The organism is Acinetobacter towneri (assembly GCF_001758345.1).
Taxonomy (GTDB): Bacteria; Pseudomonadota; Gammaproteobacteria; order Pseudomonadales; family Moraxellaceae; genus Acinetobacter; species Acinetobacter towneri_A.
This window is the reverse complement of the sequence record NZ_MKQS01000007.1, coordinates 1-26,230: the sequence shown is the minus strand read 5'-3', so window position 1 is coordinate 26,230 and position 26,230 is coordinate 1. Positions and strand designations below refer to the sequence as shown.

Sequence of the window (26,230 nt, the reverse complement as noted above, 5' to 3'; positions counted from 1 at the left end):
TTCTATGACTCTCCCAAATGTAGATATGAATCTTCTCGATCAACCGACTTTAGAAAAAGTACAAGCTAAAGAGCTGGATCATCCACCGCGTATTTTGCTGCTGTATGGTTCAAACCGTGAGCGCTCATACAGCCGATTGGCGGTGATGGAAGCAGGACGTATTTTGGAGCAGTTTGGCGCTGAAGTAAAAATTAACTTAAAACCCTGAAAGCCGAAATTTCAGGGTTACACGAATGTTATTAATCATAAAATAATTGATTAATATGAACTTTTTTCGACTTTAAACGTTGTGTTGGTGTACTTGAACCGAACCCAATATTCAGGACCAATCAAACTGTATTTTAAAGTGGTAAGTCGCATCCCAATGTAGTTCTGATTTGTATCGTAAAAATTGGATTCTATACCATAAACCAAAGGCTCTCACCACCTGAGCCATGGTCGTATCCATACCTGCACGCATGTCCATGGGCTGAGTAGACAACCAGATTTCATCAATGCGGATCATGTTGCCAGTGCCTTGAGTAATTCTGCCAAGACAGGTATTTCTGATGTCTGCCATTTTAGCTGAATATCATTATTCGTATGAGGCACGGTGATACACAACGTGATCCTCTCATCAATAGGTTGGCTGATTGCAGCAGTGTAAGGCAAAGCAATAAATGCTGGATTCACATGAGTAGGATCCTGCACGGCACCCTCATGATGGCTGAAAATCCTGATCCAACGACTGACAAGGTTGGCATTAATACTATGTTGCAGTGCGACCGAAGCGATCGACGTATTAGGATTTTTGCAGGCATTGACAATACTGAGTTTGAATTCTTTGCTGTATGTTCTGCGTTTTTTAGCAACAGGAGGTGTTGCTGAATATATATCCATGTTCATGGATTAAGTTCCCACTTGTTTTTAGGTGGGAACTAAATTAAGGCTTATAGGATCGCTTGGTAAGGCTGTGTTAGCCGGATGCTTACTCATTAAATTAATTAAAATCTAAATCTAACACCAGCTCCATATAACCAACCTTTCTCAGAGTTTGATTCTATTTGCCACGACGTTTCATCATTACCTTTTGAATACTCATAGGCAATGTCGATATACGGCATGATCTTTTTACTGATTTCATAGCGAGTTTCAAACCCTGCGGTTGCACTGCTTAAACCAGTTTTTTTCGCATATTTAGAGTCATCACTAAAGATAGCATCCAACTCTAAATAAGGTTGAATAATCAACTTTTGCGTAATCAGAAAATCACGTTCCGTTTCTAGGCTAAAGCCCGCATAATTGTCTTCTCCCGCATAGAGATAAGCATCAGTTTCAAAGAAATATGGCGCCATACCATGTAAGCCAATCACCGCATCAACATTTTCTTCGGTGTCTTTGCGATGATCATTGAGTTCAACTTTTTCACTACGATAACGTGTACCAATCTGTGCATCCCAAAAGTCTGAAATCATACGGCTATATAAAAGTTTGGCATCATAATGTGCATCATGCGATTCTTCTTTATCGGCATGAATTTTAATAAAAACCTTATTTTCATCTGTGCCAATACGGGTTTCAAACTCTGACTTTAAATCACCTGTGCCATCTTCATTGACAAGCCACTTATTATCCACTGTCGTAATCGCATAAATTTGCGCACCGTGTTCTGAGCGATGATCATAATGCGAACTCTGCTGAGCATTCGCATCTGGTACATGATGTAAATGATTAACCGTAGATGTTGCCTGATGTTGTGCCTGATTCATTTGGCTATAGTTCATTTGAGAGCGATCCATTTGCATCGGCTGATTTTGACTAGAAGATGTAGCAACTGTCATTTTTTCAGGCGCACTATGATCTTCACCATTATGTGCCAAACTCACTGCACTGACCATCAACAAAGAGCTTGCTAAAACAGTTTTAGAAAAAAGATTAATGGTGCGCATGTTGATCTCCTTTCTGTACTTTTTGATCTTGCTGTTTCTCTGTTGATTTGTGATGCATTGGCTGATGACCTGCATGTTGATGGTTCATCGGTGCTGAATGTGCAGCATGATTCATTTTCCCCATCATCTGCATGTGTTGTGCATGCTCTTGTGGAGAATGCTGTGAATGATCCATCTCAGACATCGCTTGATGATTCATTGATGGTACATTTTTTCCATCAGTCTGAGCAGTTGAATGATGCCCTTCGTGCGCCACACTTAAGGTCGTTAAACTCAATACCGCAACAGAAAAAATCGCTTTCAATACAAAATTAGTGATGTGCATGTTCAGCTCCTTTTTGCTCAGTTACTTGTTGAGTTTGAGTCGAATTTGTACCTTGAATTGGCGTTGTAGACACTTGTTCATCGCTAACATTTGCCACGATCAACTTGTTCATCATTCCTGCACTCATGTGATACAACAAATGACAATGGATTGCCCATTCGCCCAACTCATCCGCAGTTAATAAAGCAGTCACTGTTTTACCCGGTGGTACAATCAATGTGTGTTTATTCGGCATATCTACCGACTCTTGACCATTCTCCAACTGCATAAACATGCCATGTAAATGCATGGGGTGCGCCATCATACTGTCATTAATAAATTTGATACGGATACGCTCGCCATACTTCACTTTTAATGGCTCAGCATCGCTGAATTTTTTACCGTTAATCGTCCAAATATAACGCTCCATAGTACCGCCCAAACGCACTACTAATTCACTGCTAGCTTCACGAGTATCTTTTTGCGGTTCTAAAGATTTTAAATCACTATATTGCAAGGCTTTATTGCCCGCAGGTGTAGATGCATTTGCCCAACCATAAACCACTTGATCATTTTCTTGTGGTTTTGCTGTGCCATGCTGTGAATGATCCATTTTCGAGTGATCCATGCCTTGCATATCGCCATGGTTCATTTTTGAATGATCCATTTTCGAGTGATCCATGCCTTGCATATCGCCATGGTTCATTTTTGAATGATCCATTTTCGAGTGATCCATGCCTTGCATATCGCCATGGTTCATTTTTGAATGATCCATTTTCGAGTGATCCATGCCTTGCATATTGCCGTGGTTCATTTTCGAATGATCCATTCCTGCATGATCACCGCCACCATGTCCCATATCTTCCATGGTCAAAAGTGAGCGTGGACGTGGTGCAGGCATATGAATGCCATGTGTCATAGGATTTAATTCATTGTGCAGTGTACCAATCGCATAGCCTGCACGGTCAATTGACTCAGCTTCAATTTGATAATGTCCGCCTTTGGGCTCCACAATCACATCATAAGTTTCAGCTGTGCCAATACGAAACTCATCCACAGCAACAGGTTTTACAGGCTGACCATCAGCACTGACCACAGTCATTTTCAAGTTAGGAATACGGACATCGTAGAAAGACATCGCAGATGCATTCACAAAACGTAGGCGAATTTTTTCATTCGGTTTAAACATTCCTGTCCAATTTTGTTCAGGTGTTTTGCCATTAATGAGGAAGGTATAACCTGTAACATCCGACATGTCGGTTTTTAGCATACGCATCTGATTCCACATTTTGCGGTCAGACCATGTCGCTTTTATGCCATCACGTTTAACCTGCTTCCAAACATCACCCAAGGTTTCACGCTGATCTTGATAATATTCAGCTGAAATTTTAAGATCTTTCTGAATTTGATCACTGGTTTTTTCATGAAAATCTGACAACATCACCACATAGTCACGTTCAGCTTTTTCATGTGCTGCCAATGGTGTTTTACCTTTTGGATAAATCACAAAAGAACCATATAAGCCGTCCTGTTCCTGTCCTTTAGAATGAGCGTGATACCAATAAGTCCCGCTTTGGCGAATCTTGAATTTATAAACATACTCGCTTTGAGGCTTAATACCGTTAAAACCATTAAATCCCGGTACACCATCCATAATGCCCGGCAACAACAGTCCGTGCCAATGAATAGAAGAATCTTGGTTTTTTAAATTATTTTTCACGCGAATGATGGCTTCATCACCCTCTTCAAACTCAAGCAAAGGCGCAGGAAATTGACCATTTACGGTAATTCTCTCAACTGGTTTTCCTGTGATATTTACAGTTTGTTCAGCGATTGTTAAATCATATTCTTTAACTGCCGCCATTACCCAAGTTGATGAAAATAAACCAACTCCAATTAAGAGTATATGACTTAACTTTTTTGACATTCTATCTCACCTTTAGAAAGGTCAAGATTGAAGTAATAAAGCAAATATTTAGTATAAACTTTAATACTTCTTTCTCGCTATTTATAAAATTATTTATTGCTACTAGGCATATTCATCTTTGAATGATCCATTTTAGAATGGTCCATATTCATCATAGAATGATCCATTTTTGACATGTCAGATGAGTTAGGAGACTGATGTTGACTATGATCTTGCTGAGTCTTGTCATCTTTTTCCATTTTACAAGGTTTTGTACAAGGTTCCTGTGCTTTTACCGTTTTAGTGGCACTTGAGGTTGATACATCTTTTGCCCAAGATTGGATACCAGCAATTAAAGTTCCAGCACACATTAAAATTGTTAGACTACGACGCACTACAGTTTTCATAAGTTTCTCTAAAAGTTAATTTCTTGTTACTACAATAAAGTGAAGCACTGAACATCTAAGTGACTTGAAAATGACATTTTTGTAATCTATCTCGATCAGATGTTTTATAACGTTATTATAGTTTTAATGAATGACTTAGGATTCGGAAATGAGAATACTATTAGTTGAAGATGAACAAAAAACTGGTGATTATCTCAAGCAAGGTTTATCCGAAGCTGGCTATATTACGGACTGGGTTACAGATGGGTTAACGGGTAAACATCAAGCTCTTTCTGAAGAGTATGACTTAATTATTTTAGACGTGATGTTACCTGGACTAAATGGTTGGAATATTATCAATGATATTCGTAGCAGCGGTAAAACAATGCCCATTCTTTTTCTTACCGCCCGAGATCAAATCGAAGATCGAGTAAAAGGATTAGAGCTAGGCGCTGATGATTATTTAGTTAAGCCTTTTGCTTTTGCAGAGCTTCTAGCTCGAATAAAAACGCTCCTTAGACGAGGGCAACAAAGAGAAGATAATAATATTATTAAGATTGCTGATTTAGAACTTGATTTGAGAAAACGTCGGGTAACACGAGCAGGTCAACGCATTGATTTAACGGCTAAAGAATTTGCTCTTATGGAGCTTTTTATGCGTAGAAGAGGTGAAATTCTACCAAGAGCACTTATTGCATCTCAAATTTGGGATATGAACTTTGATAGTGATACAAATGTAGTTGAAGTCGCTATTAAACGATTAAGAAATAAAGTAGATAGTAATTTTACCCCTAAGTTAATTCAAAATATTAGAGGAATGGGGTATGTATTAGAGGTAGAAGATGAATAATAATTTATTCAGAGCGATCAGTTTCCGGATCGGTATCATTTTCTCATTATCTACTATTTTCATTCTAATTATTATGGGTTTGTTCATAAATAAATTAGTAATGCATCATTTTGAGACTCAAGACCGTACCCAATTAGAAGGTAAAATCCAGCTGATTCAGAATCTTATCCAACAGAATCCTAAAAACTCTCCAGAACTTAATCTTTATTTGAGAGACGCTTTAGTTGGACACCATGATCTTATGGTTCAAATAGAACGACCGACAGGTAAAGTTTTATTTAGTTCAGCACCTTCAACAATTAATACTCAACACTTAACCAAGTCAGCAAATAATTCATGGATTAAATGGAAAATTCAGGATAAGACTTATCGTGGCATGATCTACAACACGGATATAAACAAAAATACTGAGATACAATCTGTACGCATTATTGTGGGGATCGATACATCTGAACATCTACATTTTTTAAATGATTTTAAGCGTCAACTTTTTTACATTGGTTTAGCCGGTACGATTTGTTTAATGTTTTTAGGCTGGTTTGCAACCTGGAGAGGTTTAAGACCCGTGCAAAAAATGGCTAAGGTCGCAGAAGGCATTTCTGCCCAACATCTTTCAGAACGTTTAGAAGTTGAGCACACACCAACAGAACTAAAATCATTAGCAATTGCCTTCAATGATATGCTCGACAGACTAGAATCAGCTTTAGAAAGGCTTTCCGATTTTTCATCTGATTTAGCGCATGAAATTAGAACACCGATTAATAACTTAATGACTCAAACTCAAGTATGTCTTGCCCGTAACCGAGATATTGGTACTTATCAAGAAATACTATTTTCTAATTTAGAAGAATTAGAACGTTTGGCTCGAATGGTATCCAATATGCTTTTCTTGGCAAAAGCAGAACATGGCCTAAAATTACAGAACTTACAGAATATTGACCTGGTTAAAGAAGTTACAGCCTTATTTGATTTCTATGATGCGCTAGCTGCCGAAAAAAATATGACGCTTCAACAAACAGGATCTGGAAATGTCAAAGGTGATCCTGCTATGTTACGTCGAGCACTCAGCAATCTATTATCTAATGCAGTTAAATATGGAAATAAGAATTCTACAATACGCATAAAACTTCAACAGAATTTAGATAACACAATATTTTCAATTGAAAATGAAGGCCCTGAAATCTCTCCTGAACAACTATCCAGGTTATTTGATCGATTTTATCGAACAGATGCATCTAGACAAAGAACAGAAGAAGGAACCGGCTTAGGGCTCGCGATAACAAAATCTATTCTTGATATGCTTGGGGCGACCATCCAGGCTGAATCCCTCAATGGTCGAATCATTTTTACCATTGTTTTTCAAAGTGAATCCATGCAAGGGGAATCATTTTAACTCATTTTTTGAACATCTTCCATTTACCCGAGTTGACCTTACATAAAGCTCAAACTGAGAGCCAGAGCTACGCCAGCACCTATCATGGCAATTGTGTAGCCAAATATGATAGCTCGGCCAAACTGTGCCCCCCCTGTCATCCATGCAATTGTCGCTTTGCTTAACATGTTGCTCAGTGTGGCTAGCCCTAGCGCGACAGCAGCCACATTTGTTGTTAAGCCTTCAGTACTATGCAGGCGGGCAAGTGAGACTAAAATAGCATCTACGTCTGCTAGCCCAGAAATAGTCGATAATACGAAGATGCCGCTGGTGCCCAACCATTGTTTTGCTGCCGGGACCAAGACTGCCATGACAGCCAGGAAAGCAGCGAAGCTGAATGCTGTCCCAAGATCAAAAGGAGCCATTGCTTCTATTGTTCGATCGTTGTTTTCAGCGCTGGTAATTTGGCGTTGTCTCCACAATGCCATACCCAGCAGAAGGATTCCCGCAATCATCATTGCACCACCAAAAGTGCTTAGCAATGCTGGCTCAATGACGCCTATCAGCACAACCATACGAAAAAACATGATGCCACAGGCAGCCAATGTTCCAGAAATAGCAGCACTGACCATGACGGGGTGCTGGCGTGTATAGCGTGCCAGTGCGACAGTTGCAGCTGTAGACGATGCCAAACCACCCAATAGACCTGTCCAGAATATGCCTCTTTCTGAACCGGTAAGCCGCATGGCAAAATGACCTGCCAGAGAGAGTCCGGCAATCAGGATCACTGCCCACCATAACTGGTAAGGATTTAATGCAGCAAAAGGTCCCAGACCCGTATTGGGTAAGTAGGGTAATATAACGACAGAAAGTACCAGCAACTGCAGGGATGCGGTTAATTCACGATGCTCTATCAAGCGTAGCCAACCGTGTAAGGTTGGCTTGAGATCCAAAAATACAGCGACGATTACAGCCGCGGTTAATGCTAAAGTAACATTGCCATGGGATGCATATGCACCTAAAACTAATGTCAACAGCATCGCAATAATTGTGGTAGCACTTAAATTACCGGAAATTTTTGCGGTACGAGCATAGGACACTGTTAGTAATAAGGAAAGCCCTAATACGGCCGCAACTAGCGGCCAAGCTCCGAAGTTTGGTTGTAAATGACCGAGCACTCCTCCGAGCAATCCTGTCAATGTGAAGGTACGTAGACCTGCTACTCGGCTGCCTTCTGGCAGTTCTCGATCCTGCCATCCTCGTTCTAAACCAATGAGCAGGCCGATGGCGAGTGCTGCAACCAGCCCTGATACATCTGGTGGAAGAAAGGAACTCTCTATCATAACTTTTTATTTCGCAGGCGAAGGGCATTGGTGATGACTGAAGCTGAACTCAAACTCATAGCCAAGGCGGCAATCATCGGTGACAACAACCAACCGGTAAATGGATATAGTACGCCAGCCGCGATAGGGATACCCAAAGCATTGTAAAGGAAAGCAAACATGAGGTTCTGTTTCATGTTGCCGACAGTAGCTTCCGAAAGTGAACGGGCAACAGCAATCCCTCGTAAATCTCCCTTGACCAGCGTAACTTGGGCACTATTCATTGCAACATCAGTTCCGGTTCCCATAGCGATACCGACATCAGCTTTAGCCAAGGCTGGTGCATCATTGATGCCATCACCAGCCATAGCCACGATGCGACCTTCCTTCTGCAATTTGCTGACCAGTTCTAGTTTATCTGCGGGTTTGACTTCGCCATGTACCTCATCAATGCCTAGACGTGCTGCGACTGAACGGGCAGTGGTGAGACCATCTCCTGTTGCCATCACGATACGTAGACCCGCTTCCTTCAGGGTGGCAAGTGCTTCTGGGGTATTTTTTTTGATGGGATCGGATACTGCAAGCAGACCGGCCAATTCACCATTGATGGCTAGATGCATCACACTTGCACCTTCCGAACGCAGCTCTTCGGCTTGCGGAATCAGAGATTGTACCGAGATACCCAATTGCTCCATCAGTGCTGTGTTGCCCAAAGCTAACTGACGATCGCCCACTTGACCTCGAACACCAATCCCTGAGCCCGATTCAAAATTATCTGGTGTTTCAAGAGACAGGCCACGTTCGTGTGCTGCGTTTACAATCGCTTCGGCTAGCGGGTGTTCACTGCCTTGATCAAGACTGGCGGCTAAACGTAATACTTCAGATTCGTCAAAATCTGATGCGGCAACTACACGATCGAATACAGGGCGTCCTTCAGTTAACGTACCTGTTTTATCGATGATTAGTGTGTCAATCTTGCGTAGATTCTCAATGGCTGCTGCATCACGGAACAGCACACCATGAGTAGCACCTTGACCCGTCGCAACCATGATAGACATTGGAGTTGCCAAGCCTAGTGCACAAGGACAGGCAATAATGAGTACTGCCACAGCATTGATTAATGCATAAACCCAGCTTGATTCTTCTGGGCCGAATAGTCCCCATCCAAAGAAGGTAAGCAAGGCAATGGTCACTACAGCCATGACGAACCAACCTGCTACCTGATCAGCCATACGTTGCATTGGTGCTCTCGATCGTTGAGCTTGCGCCACCATCTGTACGATCTGGGATAACATGGTACTTGAACCAATTTTCTCTGAACGCATGATCAATGAACCATTGGTATTCAGGGTAGCTCCAATGACTTTATCGCCGATACGTTTAGTGATAGGTAAAGGTTCACCTGTCAGCATCGATTCATCCACTGAACTACTTCCTTCAGTGATTACACCATCCACAGGCACTTTTTCACCTGGGCGAATTCTGAGTAAATCCCCTACATGGACATGCGTTAGAGGAACATCTTCTTCAGTTCCATCAGGCAGGATTCGGCGAGCTGTTTTAGGAGCGAGCCCAAGGAGTGACTTAATTGCAGCAGAAGTTTGCGAACGTGCTTTTAACTCCAATATTTGTCCCAGTAGGGTCAATGAAATGATGACCGCTGAAGCTTCAAAGTAAACAGCGACACGACCCATGGAAATAAATGAGTCTGGGAAGATTTGCGGTGCAATGGTTGCGACCACACTATAAATAAATGCAGCTCCAGTGCCCAAACCAATCAGCGTCCACATGTTCGGGCTGCGATTCACAACCGATTGCCAACCCCGGGAAAAAAATGGCCAACCTGCCCAAAGTACAATTGGGAGTGACAACACCAGTTCAATCCAGCTCTGAACAGCCATATTGAACAGGTTCATTTGATGACCAAACATCGCCAAAAAAGTCACGATGATGGTCAATGGCAGTGTCCACCAGAAGCGTCGGCGGAAATCACGTAACTCCGGATTCTCATCTTCCTCTAATTCAGGAATGAGTGGCTCCAGTGTCATTCCGCATTTAGGACAGTTTCCAGGATGATCTTGCCTGATTTCTGGATGCATTRGGCATGTATAGATGGTCGTACCTGTTGTGCTTGCCGCATTAACGTGTTGAACAGTCTGATGATGCTGTGTATGTGCATCGGCAGTCGTCGTTGCGGGTTTAGCGATATATTGCACCGGGCTGCTATGAAACTTTGATTGACATTTATCACTGCAAAAAAAGTAAGTTTTCCCCTTAAATTCCTCATGGTATTTCGATTCTTCAGTGACGGTCATACCACAGACTGGGTCTTTCAGTACGTCTGTTGTAGCCTGTGCCATATGGTCCTGGTTATGATTTTTTTGATCTGACATAAATAATTCTCTTATGGAAAAGTGGTTTTATGGCCGAATTTTGGAATAAATCTCGGAGTCTGTTGAGCATAGCTGTCATAGACAGCGCCAAATTGTTTACTCATTTCAGCCTCTTCCTTAATTGCCAAGCGGCTGTACATTAAGAGTAGGATTGGAAACATAATCAGTGTCAGTAAAGTTGGCCATTGCAATAAAAAACCCAGCAAGATCATCACAAAAGCCACGTATTGTGGGTGACGTATACGTGCATAAGGGCCTGTGATCGCTAAAGAATGCTGACGTTGCGCGTTGTACAGCACGTGCCATGACGTTGATAACAGGTAAAATCCATAGCCCAAGAAAACGTAACTGGCGATATGCAAAATGCCAAAATGTGGATCACCTTTTTCACCTAATAGCGTTGACCACAAGTGACCTGCATTATGAGAAAGTAAGTCAAGTTGAGGGAAGCGAGTTTGAAGCCAACCAGATAACAGGTAAATGGTTAAAGGAAAACCATACATTTCGACAAATAGAGCAATGATAAAAGCCGAAAAGGCCCCAAATGTACGCCAATCGCGCGCAGTGGAAGGTCTAAAAAAACTGAAAGCGAACATGATAAAAACTGCTGAGTTAATGATAACCAGCGTCCATAAACCATAAGCCGATTCCGCATGATTCATGAGGGGTCTCCTGGTTCGCGTGATTTTTTATTATCTGATGTGTCTGGATTTTTCTGTTGATGATGGTGATGTCCATGACCACCATGCATAAAAATATGCATGAGTGGGCATGCTAAAAGGAGTAAAAAGGGTAAAACACCAACGACATGGGCCAAATGCTCGGTTAAGAGAAAATAGGCTGCCACACCACCAATCACGAATAGGCCGATGGCATAACGTGTAGACCAAAAGTTAGGTACTGAATTATGTTCTTGAGGTTGATGGTTCATGGTGCTTCCCTCTCTAATTCATGGGTAATTATTTAGTTGTGGAGGGAGGCATACAGTCCATCATCATCTGCATCATGGATTGCATCATGTCCATACGTTTTTCCATCATTTGCTGACGGTCAGCCATATTTGCATTCATGCTTTGGCCGCTCATCTGTTTCATCATGCTCATACCTCCTTGCATGAGTTTCATGTGCTCAGCCATAAGTTTTTGACGTTCTTGTGGGGTTTTTGCAGCCATCATCTTCTCATGCATGGCTTGCATCGCCTTCATGTGTTGATCCATTGCAGCCATTTTATCTGTAGCAGTGGTGCTGGTAACTGTTTGCTTAATTGTTACTGCAGATGGTGCTGTTTTTTCAGGGTGGTGATCTTTGTGTTCATCGGATTGCTGTGCAAATGTATTCAATGACGCGGCTGCGATACATAAGCCCAAAAAAATGTTTTTGAATTTCATCATAATTTTTTCCTTTAAATAATTTGGAAGTAAAAGCTATGTTTTAGTACTGAACAGAGTCTAGGAATTTGACTACTAAACTGATGAAATTTTTGGTTATTCTCTGTCTCTCTTAAAAATTTTAGCACTATTAATTAATTATTTTTAAAAATGACAAAAATGTAATTTTGAGATCTTCTCGAAATATATAGTCTATGCTGAGATGACAAAAATTTTATTTAATATTAATCTTTTAAAACTATTAAAGTTGTTATGATTTTATGTGCTTAAAAAAATAAAAATGAAATGATTAGATGACTCCAAGGCTAGTTAGAGACACATTCTTAATGTAATTTACACTGTTATTCCTTTAAAGAAAAAATACAGTTGATCAAAATAGTTTTTTATAGAAAAAAGGGTGGATAATTTAATTATTAAGCTTATTGGTATATTTATTAGATAGAAGGGGCTTTGTTGCACAAAGATTTCATAACTATATGATTTTAGAAGTTTTGATTATTTTTTGATCCAAAATTAAATTTATTTAAATCAGATGCTTACATATTTATGCAACAAAGCCAATAGCTACTATTTTCTTAGATAAAATGATTACTACATTTCATAAATCAACCACCTACATAATTTGTTTGTTAAATGATCATTATTTTTCAATAAGATTATTTTAATAGTTAAAGATTTTAAATTTTAAAAATGACAAAAATGTAATTTTGAAGTCATCGCTCTGTTTCTGTCTCTCACTAATAATTGAAATATAAGAGGAGATGATGTGGTCTCATTAAATATAGATTTTATAAAGTCATCTCTAATGAACTAACGAATCAAGAGGAAACGTAAATGAAATTATTTCAAAATAAAATGACTGCTCTACGTAATGTTGTAGTAGCTGCAACGATGATTGTGGCTACTACAACTACGTTCGCTCATGTGAGTTTAGTGAGTGCGATTCCTGCGGAAAATGCATCTATCCTTAGTCAACCAAAGAACTTGACCCTTAACTTTGGTGCAGAGGTTATGTTGATGAATATTAAGTTACTGGATGCTCAGCGAAGAGATGTTCCTTTAAAATATAAAGTTACTCATGACTTAAAGAAATCCTTTAATGTCGATCTTCCGAAACTGAAAAAAGGTAAATATACCGTTGTCTGGACAACAATGGGGAAAGATGGCCACAACATGAATGGTGAATATAGTTTCACTATCAAATCGACTAAATAAGAATTGATTACCTTTCAACATGTCAGTGAGGTGCTGGCATGTTGTTCTAGAATGGACAAAAATAATGATTTCTGAATATTGGATGTGGGCCACTTGGTTAACTAAGGTTATTTTATATTTAAGTTTAGCTTTTGTCGTTGGTGGAGCCTTTTGCTATTTTTTACTTAGACAATATCTTGAACTAAAAGAATCGATTCTTAAATATATTACAATTGGCGCTGGATTAGGCCTAATTTCCAGTACCTTGGGATTTTTTATTCTGATTGGTAGTTTTGCCAATACTGGTATTACAGGGATGGTGGAACCCACGTATATTAATATATTGGTTAATACTCCGACGGGGTATATATACGTTCTTCGTTCTATTAGTTTTTCTCTTTTACTTCTTCTCATGGTGGTTAAAGTTAACAGGAACAAAGGTCAGTTTTCTATAATTGAAAGTTCAATATTTTGTGTTTTACTTCTCCCGATTATTTTTAGTTTTTCCCAGCTCGGACATGTCGCTAATTTAACCTTACTTGCTCAAATTTTATTATCAATCCATATTCTAGTTATGTCGTTATGGATGGGGTCTTTATATCCGTTATGGAAAACCAGCCGGGAAATAAGTGGTTTACCTTTAAAAGATCGCATGCATGTATTTGGACGTATTGCTGCTTTCATTGTTGGGATATTAATCGCCTGTGGCGCTAGTGTAGCTCTTCTTTTAATTAAAGATTTTAATACCTTAATCAATACTGCATATGGCTATGGTTTCATGGTTAAATTGTTTTTTGTTATAAGTATTCTACTTTTAGCTGCCTTCAACAAATGGTATTTCACCCCGCGTCTTCAACATCCTAAATTCGCTAAACACCTTAGTCATGCCATTTTATTTGAGATGTTATTAGGTCTATCAATTCTATTAACAACAGGCTATATAACCACTGTCGTGGGTATTGAATAAGAGAATTTCAAAATAAGGGAATTGAGGAAATTTTACATTACTGCATTTATCTTTTGTAGCTGAGCAATAAAGTTTCTACTGGACTGCCAGCTTACGACAATCAGAACAGTAAACTCGCATCATGAGGCATTATACATGGCACTGTTGCAAATAGAGATTTGAGTCGATGATGTTCCCTTTAAAAAGTACTTAGAGACCGAAAACCCTGTTGATTAGACACACTTCACCCTGAGGCTGACCATAATAAAATGACGATGCTTGTCCTTTACGTAGTGCACGCATGACTTCAATACCTTTAATTGTGGCATAAGCCGTCTTCATAGATTTGAATCCTAATGTGGCCCTGATGATCCGCTTTAGCTTGCCATGATCACATTCAATCACGTTATTTTTATACTTAATCTGCCTGTGCTCAAGGTCTGGTGGACATTTACCNTGGCACTGTTGCAAATAGAGATTTGAGTCGATGATGTTCCCTTTAAAAAGTACTTAGAGACCGAAAACCCTGTTGATTAGACACACTTCACCCTGAGGCTGACCATAATAAAATGACGATGCTTGTCCTTTACGTAGTGCACGCATGACTTCAATACCTTTAATTGTGGCATAAGCCGTCTTCATAGATTTGAATCCTAATGTGGCCCTGATGATCCGCTTTAGCTTGCCATGATCACATTCAATCACGTTATTTTTATACTTAATCTGCCTGTGCTCAAGGTCTGGTGGACATTTACCTTCCCGTTTTAACCGTGATAAAGCACGTCCATATGTGGGTGCTTTATCCGTGTTGATCACTTGTGGAATTTGCCACTTCTTCACATTATTTAAAATTTTTCCAAGAAAACAATATGCTGATTTGGTATTACGTCTAGAWGAAAGATAAAAATCAATGGTATCGCCACGTTGATCGACTGCACGATACAGATAAGACCATCGTCCATTCACTTTTACATAGGTTTCATCAATATGCCACGAGCTCAGATCTGTAGGATTACGCCAATACCAGCGTAAACGTTTTTCTATTTCAGGAGCATAACGTTGAACCCAACGGTAAATAGTCGTGTGATCAACATTCACACCCCGTTCGGCCAGCATTTCCTGCAGTTCACGATAGCTAATGCCATATTTACAATACCAGCGCACAGCCCAAAGAATGATTTCGCCCTGAAAATGCCGACCATGGAAAGGATTCATATGCTGCACCTTTAGCTAAAACAGTCTTCAGCTTACCATTCGTGGTTATTTGCAACAGTGCCNTTCATCAATATGCCACGAGCTCAGATCTGTAGGATTACGCCAATACCAGCGTAAACGTTTTTCTATTTCAGGAGCATAACGTTGAACCCAACGGTAAATAGTCGTGTGATCAACATTCACACCCCGTTCGGCCAGCATTTCCTGCAGTTCACGATAGCTAATGCCATATTTACAATACCAGCGCACAGCCCAAAGAATGATTTCGCCCTGAAAATGCCGACCATGGAAAGGATTCATATGCTGCACCTTTAGCTAAAACAGTCTTCAGCTTACCATTCGTGGTTATTTGCAACAGTGCCATTTAAAAGAACCTTCTTTTCTTTCTACGGTAACTCCAGCATAGTTGGCAACTTTTTGTCGCGTACCAGTAAGCGTATTAAATAAAGAGGTTTTTCCACAATTTGGATTACCGACTAATGCAATGTTCTTAATCTTCATTGGATACTAACTCTACAAAAATTCTTTCAGCTTCATTCTTTCTTAATGCGAATCTTGAAGTTTCAATTTGAACTAAAACAGGATCTCCGCCAAAAACACCTTTAGCGAGTACTTGTAGAGTTTCACCCTCTCTAAAACCTAATAGTTGGAGCCGTTCCAATACGGGATCAGTGGTATGACTGTATTGATTACCTTTTTTGAGATCTCTAATTTTGACGATCTGATTTTGTTTAACTTGAAATAGATTCATTTTCGATACTCTTACTTCAAAGCCAAAATCTTTCGAGCACCATTAAGCACGAATAAAGAAACCAGGATGCCAATGATTAAGTCTGGGTAAGCTGATCCCGTCCACGCCACGAGTACACCGGCAAATATAACGCCCATATTTACGACAACGTCATTCGCCGAGAAAATCCAACTGGCTTTCATATGTGCGCCATCTTCTCGATGACCAGAAATAAGATATAAGCATGTCACGTTAGCTATAAGTGCGAGCAGGCCAATAACAATCATGAGCGTTGATTCTGGCTCGCTTCCAAACATGAATCGTCTAATGACATCAACAATCACGATAACAGCAAGTAATAACTGAATCCAACCTGCGAAATGGGCTGCTTTTATTTGATATTTCGCAGCTTTTCCGACGGCATATAGCGCAATACCATAAACGGCTGCATCGGCAAACATATCTAGAGAATCAGCAATCAATCCTGTAGACGCAGCAATAATACCGCTGATGAATTCTATAAAGAAAAGTAGAGCATTAATACCTAATAACAGTTTAAGTACTTTAGCTTGTCTCACAGGATCAGGTTCATTAGGTATATCGCCTGTAGAAAGCTGTGTTTCATCAAGTTTCGCCCCAAAACCCAGTCCTTCGAGTTTAGCCGTAATTTGCTGAATCCCTTCATTATGGAAGACTTTCAGTTTTCGATTGGGAAGATCAAAAGTAAGACCTTTAACTGCTTCAATATCTGCAAGAGCCATACGGACCATTTGCTCTTCAGCAGAGCAATCCATTTTAGGAATGGTATAGGTACTTGTTTGCTTAGCCTGTTGATTGCTTATATAAGTTTCAGTCTTCACAAGCTTTGCACCAAAACCCAAAGCTTCAAGTTTGGTAGTTATATTTTCATCTTTTTGATTATGTAGAACCTTTAAAGACCGGTTAGGTAAATCAAAGATGAGTTTTTGAACACCATCAATTGAAGATAGCGCCATACGAACCATCTGTTCTTCCGCAGAACAATCCATTTTGGGAACTAAGTATTCACTCATGTAGTGCGAATCTTTTAAAACGTTTTCAGTGCTTAAATTTTCTTTGGGATCAGAACCACAACAGGATTGAGCGGTATCTTCACAACTGTTTGAAGTGTTACAGCAAGGAGATGAAGATTTTTCTTCTTCCTCTTCACCACAACAGCTAGGCGTATTATCACAATTCTTTGAATTGCTTGCTTCTGCAATTGATGGATGATTTTCTTGTTGAGATTTCTTATCTTCGCATGGTGTTTCTTTACTACATCCACAACCACTCATAATTATACCCATTAAAAAAATTTATAAACTTTGAATATTAGAATCCCTATAGTTACTATAGAGTCAAGATTTTTTGGAAATACCAACTCAATGCATTTAAAAATTGGTGAACTCTCTAAAAAAACCTCATGTTCAGTATTAACAATTAGGTTTTATGAAAAGGAAGGTTTAATTCCGGAACCCGAAAGAACGGAAGGAAATTACCGCCTTTACGATATAGGCTATGTTGAGCGAATTAAGTTTATTTTGAATTGCCGAACTTTAAATATGAGTTTGAATGAAATTCGTCAATTACTCACCTATAAAGATAATCCCAAGAAAAATTGTTCAGATGTGAATGAATTAATTGACTTACATGTCAGTGCTATCAGAGAAAATATAATCAAGCAACAAAAGCTTATTGAACAATTATCTGATTTAAGAGATACTTGTGATGGTTTATGTACAATTGACCAATGTGGAGTTCTAAAAAATCTAGCTTGATTATCTAGACCTATGCTTTTTTCAAAAATTCTGTATATCTTTACTTAAGGCTGCAAAAAGTTTAAGGTTACTCAAATTCTGTGATCAGATATTTGATAGATCTGGACAGCTTCCGATTGGTGTTTTAAATACAGATTTGTGTATGAAGAGAAAAACATTTCTAATCCAGATATTGGTACTCTTATTCACATTCCAGAATATTTGGAGTGTGGCAGAGGCTGCTTGTCTGCATGAAATGCCAAACATACCCAATTCAATACTCTCTAATCCAATCGATTTAGACGAAAAGAGTGATAGTCCTCGTCAAGCACTTTATTCCCTAGAAAACTATAAAGAAATCTATGACTATTGTCAGAAGGTTTGTTTTAACGAAAAGTGCAGTCATTTCTCAAATACAATCGTGATTCAGATTGACCCACCCGATGATCTGAAGCTTAAAGCTAATTTTGAGACCGGCATTACCCCAACTTATTTGGGAATAACTTTTTATAAACCCCCTTATCTGGATCAATTAACCCCGCCTCCCGATTTGCCCCTACTATTGGTGGGGTAGTCTTATAAAAGCCCACCACTCCTAATTTCATTATGCGTGGGGCATTTTCATGTCAAAAAACAAATTACATCAGGATACCTCCATCCTGAATTTATCCTGGTCAGCCTTAGGTAGCGGTATCTTGCTATCTGCAATGATCAGCTTCAGTACTTCCGTAGTCGCCAGTACTCAAGATTTAACGCTGCAGCAAGCTATTGAGCAGGTTAACCAATATCAAGCGTCCCAAAATTTCTGGGAAACGCAAAACAGCATTAATGCCACGAATCTTCAGCAAAGTAAGCTGTTTAAAAATCCTGAACTGTCAGTTGAACAAACGGGATTTGGTTCAAATAATGAAAAAGAGCTTACCATTGGCATATCACAACCCTTGGATATTTTTGGTGAGCGAAGAGCAAACCAAAAATTAGCCAGTCTCTCAATAGATAAAACAGCGCTGAAACAGAAGATTTATCAAGCACAAATTGAGCTTGCAGTGAAATATGTATGGTCGCAACTGGCCATTGCCGAACTTGAAAAAAACATTGTCAATGAACAACTTCGGGTGAGCGAAGAAAACCTTCAAGCAATCGAAAAGCGCTTTAATGCAGGCAGTATCGCGCAAGTAGATGTGAATCGCGCACGTTTAAGTCATGCTGAAAATATCCGTCTTTTTAGACAGGCCGACTTACAGGTACAAGTGGCAACCCAACAATTATCAAATTTATGGGGAACCTCTGATAAGTCATTGAAGGTAAACCTCTCTTCGCAAAAGCTTTGGCCAAAATCGACTCATGGGCAGGTTCAAGAATATTTAGCGGATAACTACATTGAGAAATATCGGATTTTACAGGTGTTAGAGTCTCAAGCAACGGTTGATCAGCTGAAAGCAAAGTCACGTCCTAATCCTACTTTAAACCTGGGCGTTAACCGCACCCAATCCTTGGATAACTCAACACAAAATCAACTGGTGGTTGGAGTCAGTGTACCGCTCAATATTTTCGATCGTCAGCAAAATGGCATAAAAATCGCGCAAGAAAAAATGAACTTATTAGAGCGTCAGAAAGACTTTTATCTAAAGCAAAATGCGCTGCAAATAGGCACGATCTTAACCGAGTTGCAGGGTTTAGAGCTTCAATTCAAAGTCGTTGACGAGACTCAAATTCCTTTGGCGACTCAAGTTCAAAGTAAAACTTTACAAGGTTTTCTGGCAGGAAAGTTTGCTTTAACCGATGTTCAGCAAGCCACGCTTCAATTACAAGACATCCGTCTACGTAAAGTCCAGTTGTTACGGGAGGGCTGGCAAAAGGCCATCGAAGCAGAAAGTTTAAGCTTAGGCATTAGCCCAAGTGAAGTCATGTCGAAAGATGCTATTGCACAAATCAATCAAAATTTATGGCAAGACATACAGGCCATGCCTGTCATTGGTGGGGGAAATTAACATGTTCGATCTTAAAAACAGCTTAAAAAAACAGAGCGGAAAAATCTCTCAACCCCTACTGATTAGTTTGGTCATCGGCGCTACCGTACTCCTCAGTATTTTCTTGATCTTAACGGGTAAGAATAAATCTGAAACATCAGATGAACATGCCGAGGAAGAAGGGGGAGAAGAACATGGTGGTGAAACCGAAGAGCATGCAGAAGGTGTGAGCCTGACTGCCAAGCAACTGGTGGAACAGGGCATACAATTATCAGCGGTCGATCAAGGCCCGGTGGTTAAATTAAGTTCTTATCCTGCCAAACTGAATGTGAATACTGACCAGCAAGCGCACGTCTCACCGAGTTTTAGTGGTCATGTAGAAAATGTCTATGTAGAACTCGGTCAAAAAGTTCAGAAAGGACAGCCTTTGGCTGCGTTGCTTGTTCCTGATCTAGTTGATCAGCAGGCCAATCTTAAAATTGAACAAACCAACCTTGAACTGGCGAAACAAGACTATGATCGTGAGCGTCAGCTTTGGTCACAGGGCATTTCAGCAAAACAGGACTATCAACGTGCTTATAACAGCTATAAACGGGCACAAATTCAGGTTCAAGCGGCCCAATCACGTTTAAGTGCATTTGGTGCAGTGAATGCCAGTAACGGACGCTATATTTTGAAAGCTCCCATTTCTGGCGTGATCAGTAAAAAGGATTTGGTTCTCGGGGAAAATGTTCAGTTAGCCGATCAACTCTTTACGATAGACCGGTTAGATCAACTCTGGCTTGAGTTTATTGTTCCAAATTCTGAAATTATGGGCTTAGCCCCGAATCAAAAGATCGAATTTAAATCCTTGCAAACGGAAAAGGTCTATCAGGCTGTTATTCAGACTTTAAATACTGAAGCGGATATTCAAACAGGCCGTCTTCAGGTGCGAGCAAAAGTTGAATCGAATGCAACCGAATTACGTCCAAACTTGATGGTAAACGTACAGTTGCAACAACGCAGTGAAAGTACCGCATTACGGGTACTTAAGTCCGCAGTTCAGAATGTCGATGGAAAAGATGTGGTTTTTGTCGCCATTCAGCATGGACAGAAAGTTGAATTCAGTCCGCAACCGGTGAAATTAGGGCAATCGTCTGGGGATAGCCAGTGGATTGAAGTGGTAAATGGGCTTAATCAGGGACAAAAATATGCAGCTCAAGGCAGTTTCTTACTGAAATCTGAGATGGAAAAAGGAGAGGCTTCACATGAGCACTAAAAGCCCTCACATTCCAGACCACGAATCGGTAAAACCTGAAGGGCTGTTTGATCGGCTGATCCAGTTTTCTATCCATAACGCCATTTGGATTATGCTGTTTATTGCAGCCTGGATTGCTATTGGTATTTATAGTTATCAAAAGTTACCGATTGATGCTGTACCAGATATTACCAATACTCAGGTGCAGATTAACACTTCAGCCAATGGTTTTACGGCTTTAGAAATGGAACAGCGGATTACATATCCAATCGAGAATGCCATGTCAGGCATGCCGAAAATGGAACAAACCCGTTCTATTTCACGCTACGGCTTATCGCAAGTGACCATCATTTTTGAAGATGGCACGGATATTTACTGGGCCAGACAGCTTATCAACCAGCGCTTGCAAGAAGCAATGGGAGAAATGCCTGAAGATGTGCAACCTAACATGTCACCTATTTCGACAGGTTTAGGTGAAATCTATCAATGGGTGATTAAAGCCGAACCAAATGCTAAAAAGCCGGATGGAACCCCTTATTCGGCGATGGATTTACGTGAAATTCAGGATTGGATTGTAAGACCGCAATTACAGCGCGTAAAAGGCGTTGCTGAGATCAACAGTATCGGTGGCTTTAATAAAACCTATGTGGTTGCCCCTGATCTGAACCGATTGCAACAATTGCAAATTCCTTTGTCTGATTTACAAACTGCCTTAACAGAGAATAATGAAAACCGTGGTGCTGGCTATATTGAGAAAAATGGACAACAGCTAACGGTTCGTGTTCCCGGCACTTTAAACACGATTGAAGATATCCAGAACATCAGTATTGCCAATAAAAACGGCTATCCGATTCGGGTGGCAGATGTCGCCAATGTCTCAATTGGTCATGACTTAAGAACAGGGGCTGCAACCTATAATGGTGAAGAAACTGTATTGGGTATTGCCATGATGATGATGGGAGAAAATAGCCGTACCGTTGCTCAAGCCATTGATGAAAAGGTGCAATCGATCCAGCAATCGCTACCTAAAGGTGTGGTGATTGAGACTGTGTATGACCGTACGCATTTGGTTGATCGGGCGATCAAAACCGTTCAGAAAAATTTGATTGAGGGTGCAATCCTCGTCATTGTTATTTTATTTCTCTTTCTAGGTAATTTCCGTGCTGCGCTGATCACGGCTTGCGTTATTCCACTGTCAATGCTGTTTACCTTGACGGGAATGGCAGAGCAGAAGATTAGTGCAAATCTGATGAGTTTAGGGGCACTGGACTTCGGTATTATTATTGATGGTGCAGTGGTTATTGTAGAAAACTGTATCCGTCGGCTAGCAGAAGCTCAGAAGCTGAAAGGTGGTTTACTTAGCCGTTCTGAAAGATTTAAAGAAGTCTTCTTGGCTGCAAAACAGGCGCGTCGTCCTCTGATTTTTGGACAGTTAATTATTTTGGTGGTTTATCTACCTATCTTTACCCTGACGGGTGTAGAAGCCAAACTTTTCCATCCTATGGCAATGACTGTTGTACTGGCTTTAATTGGGGCCATGATTTTATCTGTCACTTTTGTGCCAGCCGCAGTTGCCCTATTTGTCACTGGAGAAGTCAAGGAAACCGAAAGTCGCTGGATGCATTGGCTTAAAACCAAATATGAACTGCTTTTAGATAAAGCCTATGAGCTTCGTTTATTTGTGACTATTGTGGCTGCCTGTATTTTAGTGCTTACGGGCGTGCTAGCCACTCAAACAGGTAGCGAGTTTGCACCTCAACTGGGTGAAGGTGATTTTGCTGTTCAGCAAATGCGTTCCCCAAGTACAGGGTTAGAACAGTCACTGAGAATGCAGGAAAATACTGAAAAGTTACTGTTGAAAGAATTTCCTGAAATTAAAGCGATCTTTGCCCGTACCGGTACAGCAGAAGTGGCCACAGATGTTATGCCACCCAACATTTCAGATGGCGTGGTACTGTTAAAACCTCATGATGAATGGCCTGATCCAAAACAAACGATTGATGAGCTTCGCCAAAGAATGATTACTTTCTTAGCGACATTGCCGGGAAATAACAGTGAGTTCTCGCAACCCATTGAACTGCGCTTTAACGAGTTAATTTCAGGGGTGCGAAGTGATGTGGGTGTCAAATTATTTGGTGATGACATGGAGATTCTAAATCGCGAAGCGAATAAAATTTCTCAAAAAATTAACTCAATTTCAGGCGCGACAGCCGTTAATGTAGAACAGACCAGTGGCTTACCCTTGTTGAATGTAGAGGTGGATAAGTCCAGAGCTGCACAATATGGCTTGTCGGTAAGAGCAATTCAGGATCTGGTAGCTACAAGTGTCGGTGGCCAGAATGTTGGAACAATTTTACAGGGAGACAAGCGTTTTGATTTTGTCATCCGTCTAGATGAATCCCAGCGTAGTCCTGAACAGTTAGCGGTACTTCCTATTCAATTGCCGAATGGTGGTTTAGTCCAACTGCAAGATGTGGCACGCGTTGAAAATATCCTGGGTATTAATCAGGTCAGCCGTGAAAATGGTAAACGTCGAGTGGTTATTACTGCAAATGTAGAAGGACGTGATTTAGGCTCATTCGTAACAGAGCTTCAGAGCACGTTATCCAAACAGGAATTACCAAGCGGTTATTGGATAGATTATGGCGGTCAATTTCAAAATCTGATGTCTGCAAAAGCGCGTATGCAATTGGTGGTTCCGCTCGCATTGTTGACGATCTTTATTTTATTGATGGCTGTATTCCATAATATCAAAGAAAGCTTACTGGTCTTTAGTGGTGTACCGTTTGCCTTATGTGGAGGCTTAATCGCGTTGTGGTTGCGTGACATTCCATTATCCATGTCAGCAGGGGTTGGCTTCATTGCACTATCGGGGGTGGCTGTACTGAATGGCTTAGTCATGCTCACCTTTATCAAAGAGTTGCGACAACAATATGACCTTTATTATGCAACGTGGCAGGGTGCAATTTTGCGTCTTAGACCTGTGCTGATGACCGCTTGTGTGGCGTCCCTTGGGTTTGTCCCGATGGCTTTGGCAACCGGAACTGGGGCAGAAGTACAGAGACCTTTAGCAACAGTGGTTATTGGAGGAATTATCTCCTCTACCCTGCTTACATTGGTTTTATTGCCCGTACTGTACCGCTGGATGAATGAAAAGAAAGTTTCTTAATCCAATAGATTAGTCGATTTACAGCAGAGATATTGGCTGTTATCCAATATCTCTGCTCATCATAAATAGAATAAGGAAAATATTTTATGTCAGAACATCATGATCATAGCCATGCGGTTGTTACTGAAGAAAATAGTAAGAAGTTAATGGTTGCCTTAGGTTTAACGACTACTTTTTTAATAGTAGAAGTTGTCGCTGCTTTTATTACCCAAAGTTTGGCTTTGTTATCTGATGCAGCTCATATGTTTACTGATGTAGCCGCTTTAGCTATTGCTCTTGCCGCTATCAAAATTGGTAAAAAAGCCGCAGATGATAAAAGAACTTTTGGCTATCAGCGATTTGAAATTTTAGCGGCTCTGTTTAATGCGGTGATGCTTTTTGTGGTAGCAATATATATTGTATATGAAGCTTATCAACGTTTTACGAACCCTGCTGAAATTCAAAGTGTTGAAATGATGATTGTCGCGGTCATTGGTTTGGTCGTAAATTTGATTTCAATGAAAATCCTTTCTGCTAGTGCTGAAGGAAGTCTAAATATAAAAGGTGCATATTTAGAAGTTCTTAGTGATGCTCTAGGATCGATAGGCGTGATTATCGGAGGAATAGTTATTTATTTTACCCAGTGGATGTGGGTTGATACCGTAATCGCTGTGTTAATTGGCTTCTGGGTCTTACCTCGAACTTGGATTTTATTAAAACAAAGTATTAATATTCTGCTTGAAGGAGTTCCTGATGAGATTGATATTGAGTCGTTAAGAAATGATTTATTGAAGCTAGAGGGCGTTGAAGGGATTCATCAGTTGAAAGTCTGGGCTATATCCTCAAAAAATATTCATTTAACTGCTCATTTGGTTGCTCCGAATAGCAATACAGATCAACTCTATCAAAAGGCCTTAGAAGTTCTAAAACATAATCATAATATTACTGAAATTACGTTACAAATAGAAAGTAAGGAATGTAATACATTGGAACAGCATAAACATTAAAGTGCTGCTCTTTCTACATAATGGACAGATGACTAGGCTGATAAACCTTACCATTTTCCTGTATTACACTTCTATTTATCACACGCACTTTAAACACCATCCTGAGACATTTTAAAATTACAAGAATGTAATTTATGAGTCCTCTGGGTGTTAATTCTTTAAAGTTAGAATATCTAACAAGTATTAAATGAGAGTAAATAAACATGCTATTCAAAAATAAATTTTGTACTAAATTACTGTTAATTAGTGCATTCTTTAGTATCGCAAGTTTTAGTTATGCAGATGGCGGCTTGTTATTTCTTGAAAAGAATTTAAAAGCTTCTAAAGTTGAAAATTCTAAACAAAAACAAGTTAAAAATAATGAATCAAATGAATCAAATGAATCAAATGAATCAAATGAATAGTTGGGTTGCATAAATAAATCAATTAGACTTATTCATTCAGCAATATAATTCCTGAATGAATAAGTTTATAACTAAAACCGGCTTTGTTGCATAAACATTCAAAAGCTGAGTTTTCCCCAATCCATTCAAATTTAAGTGACAACTTGGGTGTGAGGTCTACCTAATTCCGTAAATCTATTCAGAACTGCCACACGCGCATGAACTTCATTGACCTGACTTTGAAAATGTCTTGCCGTCAGCTTATCTCCTAATAATTTGATGCAATGCATCTTGGTTTCCACCAAACTGCGACGGTGATAGCCCGACCATTTTTTCCATAGGGTTCTGCCTAAATGCTTAACCGTTTGAAGTAACTCATTTCGTTCTATTGAACTGATTTTAGAATCTTTCCAGGGCTTGGCATTCTTCCTGGGTGGAATTACGGCACTGTTGCAAATAACCACGAATGGTAAGCTGAAGGGCACTGTTGCAAATAACCACGAATGGTAAGCTGAAGACTGTTTTAGCTAAAGGTGCAGCATATGAATCCTTTCCATGGTCGGCATTTTCAGGGCGAAATCATTCTTTGGGCTGTGCGCTGGTATTGTAAATATGGCATTAGCTATCGTGAACTGCAGGAAATGCTGGCCGAACGGGGTGTGAATGTTGATCACACGACTATTTACCGTTGGGTTCAACGTTATGCTCCTGAAATAGAAAAACGTTTACGCTGGTATTGGCGTAATCCTACAGATCTGAGCTCGTGGCATATTGAT

The 26,230-nt window shown here is 40.1% G+C and carries 24 protein-coding genes and 6 pseudogenes; 13 read left to right on the top strand and 17 right to left on the bottom strand.

Going from position 1 to position 26,230, the window contains the following annotated elements; translation table 11 throughout:
* Positions 1 to 4 precede the first annotated feature (4 nt).
* Positions 5 to 193: pseudogene (locus tag BJN41_RS05160) on the top strand (NADPH-dependent FMN reductase); the annotation flags it as partial.
* A 308-nt stretch (positions 194 to 501) separates the two neighbouring features.
* On the opposite strand, the gene BJN41_RS05150 reads toward BJN41_RS05160, so the two are convergent.
* The 5 genes from BJN41_RS05150 to BJN41_RS05130 all read right to left on the bottom strand — a co-directional run bounded on the left by BJN41_RS05150 (position 502) and on the right by BJN41_RS05130 (position 4,545).
* Positions 502 to 885, bottom strand: a complete 384-nt coding sequence (locus tag BJN41_RS05150; protein ID WP_019837821.1) for a transposase — start codon at positions 883 to 885, stop codon at positions 502 to 504.
* Between the two features lie 98 nt (positions 886 to 983).
* A complete protein-coding gene (locus BJN41_RS05145; protein ID WP_019837822.1) occupies positions 984 to 1,928 on the bottom strand; it encodes a copper resistance protein B in 945 nt (314 codons plus the stop codon).
* Positions 1,915 to 2,253, bottom strand: a complete 339-nt coding sequence (locus BJN41_RS05140) for a hypothetical protein (RefSeq protein WP_004668310.1) — start codon at positions 2,251 to 2,253, stop codon at positions 1,915 to 1,917. The genes BJN41_RS05145 and BJN41_RS05140 overlap by 14 nt, the downstream gene beginning before the upstream one ends.
* Positions 2,240 to 4,159, bottom strand: a complete 1,920-nt coding sequence (locus tag BJN41_RS05135; protein ID WP_070153882.1) for a copper resistance system multicopper oxidase — start codon at positions 4,157 to 4,159, stop codon at positions 2,240 to 2,242. Before BJN41_RS05135 ends, BJN41_RS05140 begins: the two co-directional genes overlap by 14 nt.
* Positions 4,160 to 4,248: 89 nt before the next feature.
* A complete protein-coding gene (locus BJN41_RS05130; RefSeq protein ID WP_019837824.1) occupies positions 4,249 to 4,545 on the bottom strand; it encodes a hypothetical protein in 297 nt (98 codons plus the stop codon).
* Between the two features lie 148 nt (positions 4,546 to 4,693).
* Between BJN41_RS05130 and BJN41_RS05125 the strand changes: the two genes are divergently transcribed.
* Both BJN41_RS05125 and BJN41_RS05120 read left to right on the top strand, forming a co-directional pair.
* The gene (locus BJN41_RS05125) at positions 4,694 to 5,374 is read left to right on the top strand and encodes a heavy metal response regulator transcription factor (protein WP_004679347.1); all 681 of its coding nucleotides are present in this window, start codon (positions 4,694 to 4,696) and stop codon (positions 5,372 to 5,374) included.
* Positions 5,367 to 6,767, top strand: coding sequence for a heavy metal sensor histidine kinase (locus tag BJN41_RS05120; protein WP_034171651.1), 1,401 nt, complete (start codon positions 5,367 to 5,369; stop codon positions 6,765 to 6,767). The genes BJN41_RS05125 and BJN41_RS05120 overlap by 8 nt, the downstream gene beginning before the upstream one ends.
* Before the next feature lie 38 nt (positions 6,768 to 6,805).
* Here BJN41_RS05120 and BJN41_RS05115 read toward each other — a convergent pair whose 3' ends face one another.
* From BJN41_RS05115 to BJN41_RS05095, 5 genes are read right to left on the bottom strand one after another with little or no spacing between them, the layout of a single operon-like run.
* The gene (locus BJN41_RS05115; RefSeq protein ID WP_005105856.1) at positions 6,806 to 8,089 is read right to left on the bottom strand and encodes an MgtC/SapB family protein; all 1,284 of its coding nucleotides are present in this window, start codon (positions 8,087 to 8,089) and stop codon (positions 6,806 to 6,808) included.
* Positions 8,086 to 10,461, bottom strand: a complete 2,376-nt coding sequence (locus BJN41_RS05110) for a heavy metal translocating P-type ATPase (protein WP_070153880.1) — start codon at positions 10,459 to 10,461, stop codon at positions 8,086 to 8,088. Before BJN41_RS05110 ends, BJN41_RS05115 begins: the two co-directional genes overlap by 4 nt.
* An 11-nt stretch (positions 10,462 to 10,472) precedes the next feature.
* Positions 10,473 to 11,123: a methyltransferase family protein gene (locus BJN41_RS05105; RefSeq protein WP_004663997.1), complete on the bottom strand. Its 651-nt coding sequence runs from the start codon at positions 11,121 to 11,123 to the stop codon at positions 10,473 to 10,475.
* Complete coding sequence (locus BJN41_RS05100) at positions 11,120 to 11,392, bottom strand: DUF2933 domain-containing protein (RefSeq protein ID WP_004755892.1); 273 nt, start codon at positions 11,390 to 11,392, stop codon at positions 11,120 to 11,122. Before BJN41_RS05100 ends, BJN41_RS05105 begins: the two co-directional genes overlap by 4 nt.
* 28 nt (positions 11,393 to 11,420) lie before the next feature.
* Positions 11,421 to 11,852, bottom strand: coding sequence for a hypothetical protein (locus BJN41_RS05095; protein ID WP_070153879.1), 432 nt, complete (start codon positions 11,850 to 11,852; stop codon positions 11,421 to 11,423).
* An 831-nt stretch (positions 11,853 to 12,683) separates the two neighbouring features.
* Here BJN41_RS05095 and BJN41_RS05090 point away from each other — a divergent pair.
* Both BJN41_RS05090 and BJN41_RS05085 read left to right on the top strand, forming a co-directional pair.
* On the top strand, positions 12,684 to 13,064 hold the full coding sequence (locus BJN41_RS05090; RefSeq protein WP_070153877.1) for a copper resistance protein CopC: 381 nt from the start codon (positions 12,684 to 12,686) through the stop codon (positions 13,062 to 13,064).
* Positions 13,065 to 13,128: 64 nt separating this feature from the next.
* Complete coding sequence (locus tag BJN41_RS05085) at positions 13,129 to 14,010, top strand: copper resistance D family protein (protein WP_070153875.1); 882 nt, start codon at positions 13,129 to 13,131, stop codon at positions 14,008 to 14,010.
* 189 nt (positions 14,011 to 14,199) lie between these two features.
* Here BJN41_RS05085 and BJN41_RS05080 read toward each other — a convergent pair.
* The 6 genes and pseudogenes from BJN41_RS05080 to BJN41_RS05060 all read right to left on the bottom strand — a co-directional run.
* A pseudogene (locus tag BJN41_RS05080) lies at positions 14,200 to 14,445 on the bottom strand (DDE-type integrase/transposase/recombinase); the annotation flags it as partial.
* A gap of 54 nt (positions 14,446 to 14,499) precedes the next feature.
* Entirely contained in the window at positions 14,500 to 15,204 is a 705-nt protein-coding gene (locus tag BJN41_RS05075; protein ID WP_001067784.1) for an IS6-like element IS1006 family transposase, read from the bottom strand.
* Between the two features lie 57 nt (positions 15,205 to 15,261).
* Positions 15,262 to 15,504 (bottom strand): annotated as a pseudogene (locus tag BJN41_RS15115) (IS6 family transposase); the annotation flags it as partial.
* A gap of 63 nt (positions 15,505 to 15,567) precedes the next feature.
* Positions 15,568 to 15,705 (bottom strand): annotated as a pseudogene (locus BJN41_RS14660) (FeoB small GTPase domain-containing protein); the annotation flags it as partial.
* Positions 15,695 to 15,955 (bottom strand): FeoA family protein, encoded by a 261-nt coding sequence (locus BJN41_RS05065; RefSeq protein ID WP_004665962.1) that lies wholly within the window; start codon positions 15,953 to 15,955, stop codon positions 15,695 to 15,697. The pseudogene BJN41_RS14660 and the gene BJN41_RS05065, both read right to left, overlap by 11 nt.
* Positions 15,956 to 15,966: 11 nt before the next feature.
* Positions 15,967 to 17,247, bottom strand: a complete 1,281-nt coding sequence (locus BJN41_RS05060) for a cation transporter (RefSeq protein ID WP_070153973.1) — start codon at positions 17,245 to 17,247, stop codon at positions 15,967 to 15,969.
* A 90-nt stretch (positions 17,248 to 17,337) separates the two neighbouring features.
* On the opposite strand from BJN41_RS05060, the gene cadR reads away from it, so the two are divergent.
* The 7 genes from cadR (at position 17,338) to BJN41_RS05025 (ending at position 25,475) form a co-directional block, all read left to right on the top strand.
* Entirely contained in the window at positions 17,338 to 17,730 is a 393-nt protein-coding gene (gene cadR / locus BJN41_RS05055) for a Cd(II)/Pb(II)-responsive transcriptional regulator (protein WP_005180702.1), read from the top strand.
* A gap of 142 nt (positions 17,731 to 17,872) precedes the next feature.
* Complete coding sequence (locus BJN41_RS05050; RefSeq protein ID WP_004733191.1) at positions 17,873 to 18,283, top strand: hypothetical protein; 411 nt, start codon at positions 17,873 to 17,875, stop codon at positions 18,281 to 18,283.
* Between the two features lie 49 nt (positions 18,284 to 18,332).
* Entirely contained in the window at positions 18,333 to 19,700 is a 1,368-nt protein-coding gene (locus BJN41_RS05045) for a TolC family protein (protein ID WP_070153873.1), read from the top strand.
* A gap of 1 nt (position 19,701) precedes the next feature.
* Positions 19,702 to 20,937, top strand: a complete 1,236-nt coding sequence (locus BJN41_RS05040; protein WP_005180694.1) for an efflux RND transporter periplasmic adaptor subunit — start codon at positions 19,702 to 19,704, stop codon at positions 20,935 to 20,937.
* The gene (locus BJN41_RS05035) at positions 20,927 to 24,085 is read left to right on the top strand and encodes an efflux RND transporter permease subunit (protein WP_005180693.1); all 3,159 of its coding nucleotides are present in this window, start codon (positions 20,927 to 20,929) and stop codon (positions 24,083 to 24,085) included. Before BJN41_RS05040 ends, BJN41_RS05035 begins: the two co-directional genes overlap by 11 nt.
* Before the next feature lie 86 nt (positions 24,086 to 24,171).
* Positions 24,172 to 25,071 (top strand): cation diffusion facilitator family transporter, encoded by a 900-nt coding sequence (locus BJN41_RS05030; protein WP_004733183.1) that lies wholly within the window; start codon positions 24,172 to 24,174, stop codon positions 25,069 to 25,071.
* Between the two features lie 203 nt (positions 25,072 to 25,274).
* Entirely contained in the window at positions 25,275 to 25,475 is a 201-nt protein-coding gene (locus BJN41_RS05025) for a hypothetical protein (protein WP_004665980.1), read from the top strand.
* A 131-nt stretch (positions 25,476 to 25,606) separates the two neighbouring features.
* Here the strand turns inward: BJN41_RS05025 and BJN41_RS14655 are convergent.
* Positions 25,607 to 25,900: pseudogene (locus tag BJN41_RS14655) on the bottom strand (IS5/IS1182 family transposase); the annotation flags it as partial.
* A 96-nt stretch (positions 25,901 to 25,996) separates the two neighbouring features.
* On the opposite strand from BJN41_RS14655, the pseudogene BJN41_RS05020 reads away from it, so the two are divergent.
* A pseudogene (locus BJN41_RS05020) lies at positions 25,997 to 26,230 on the top strand (IS6 family transposase); the annotation flags it as partial.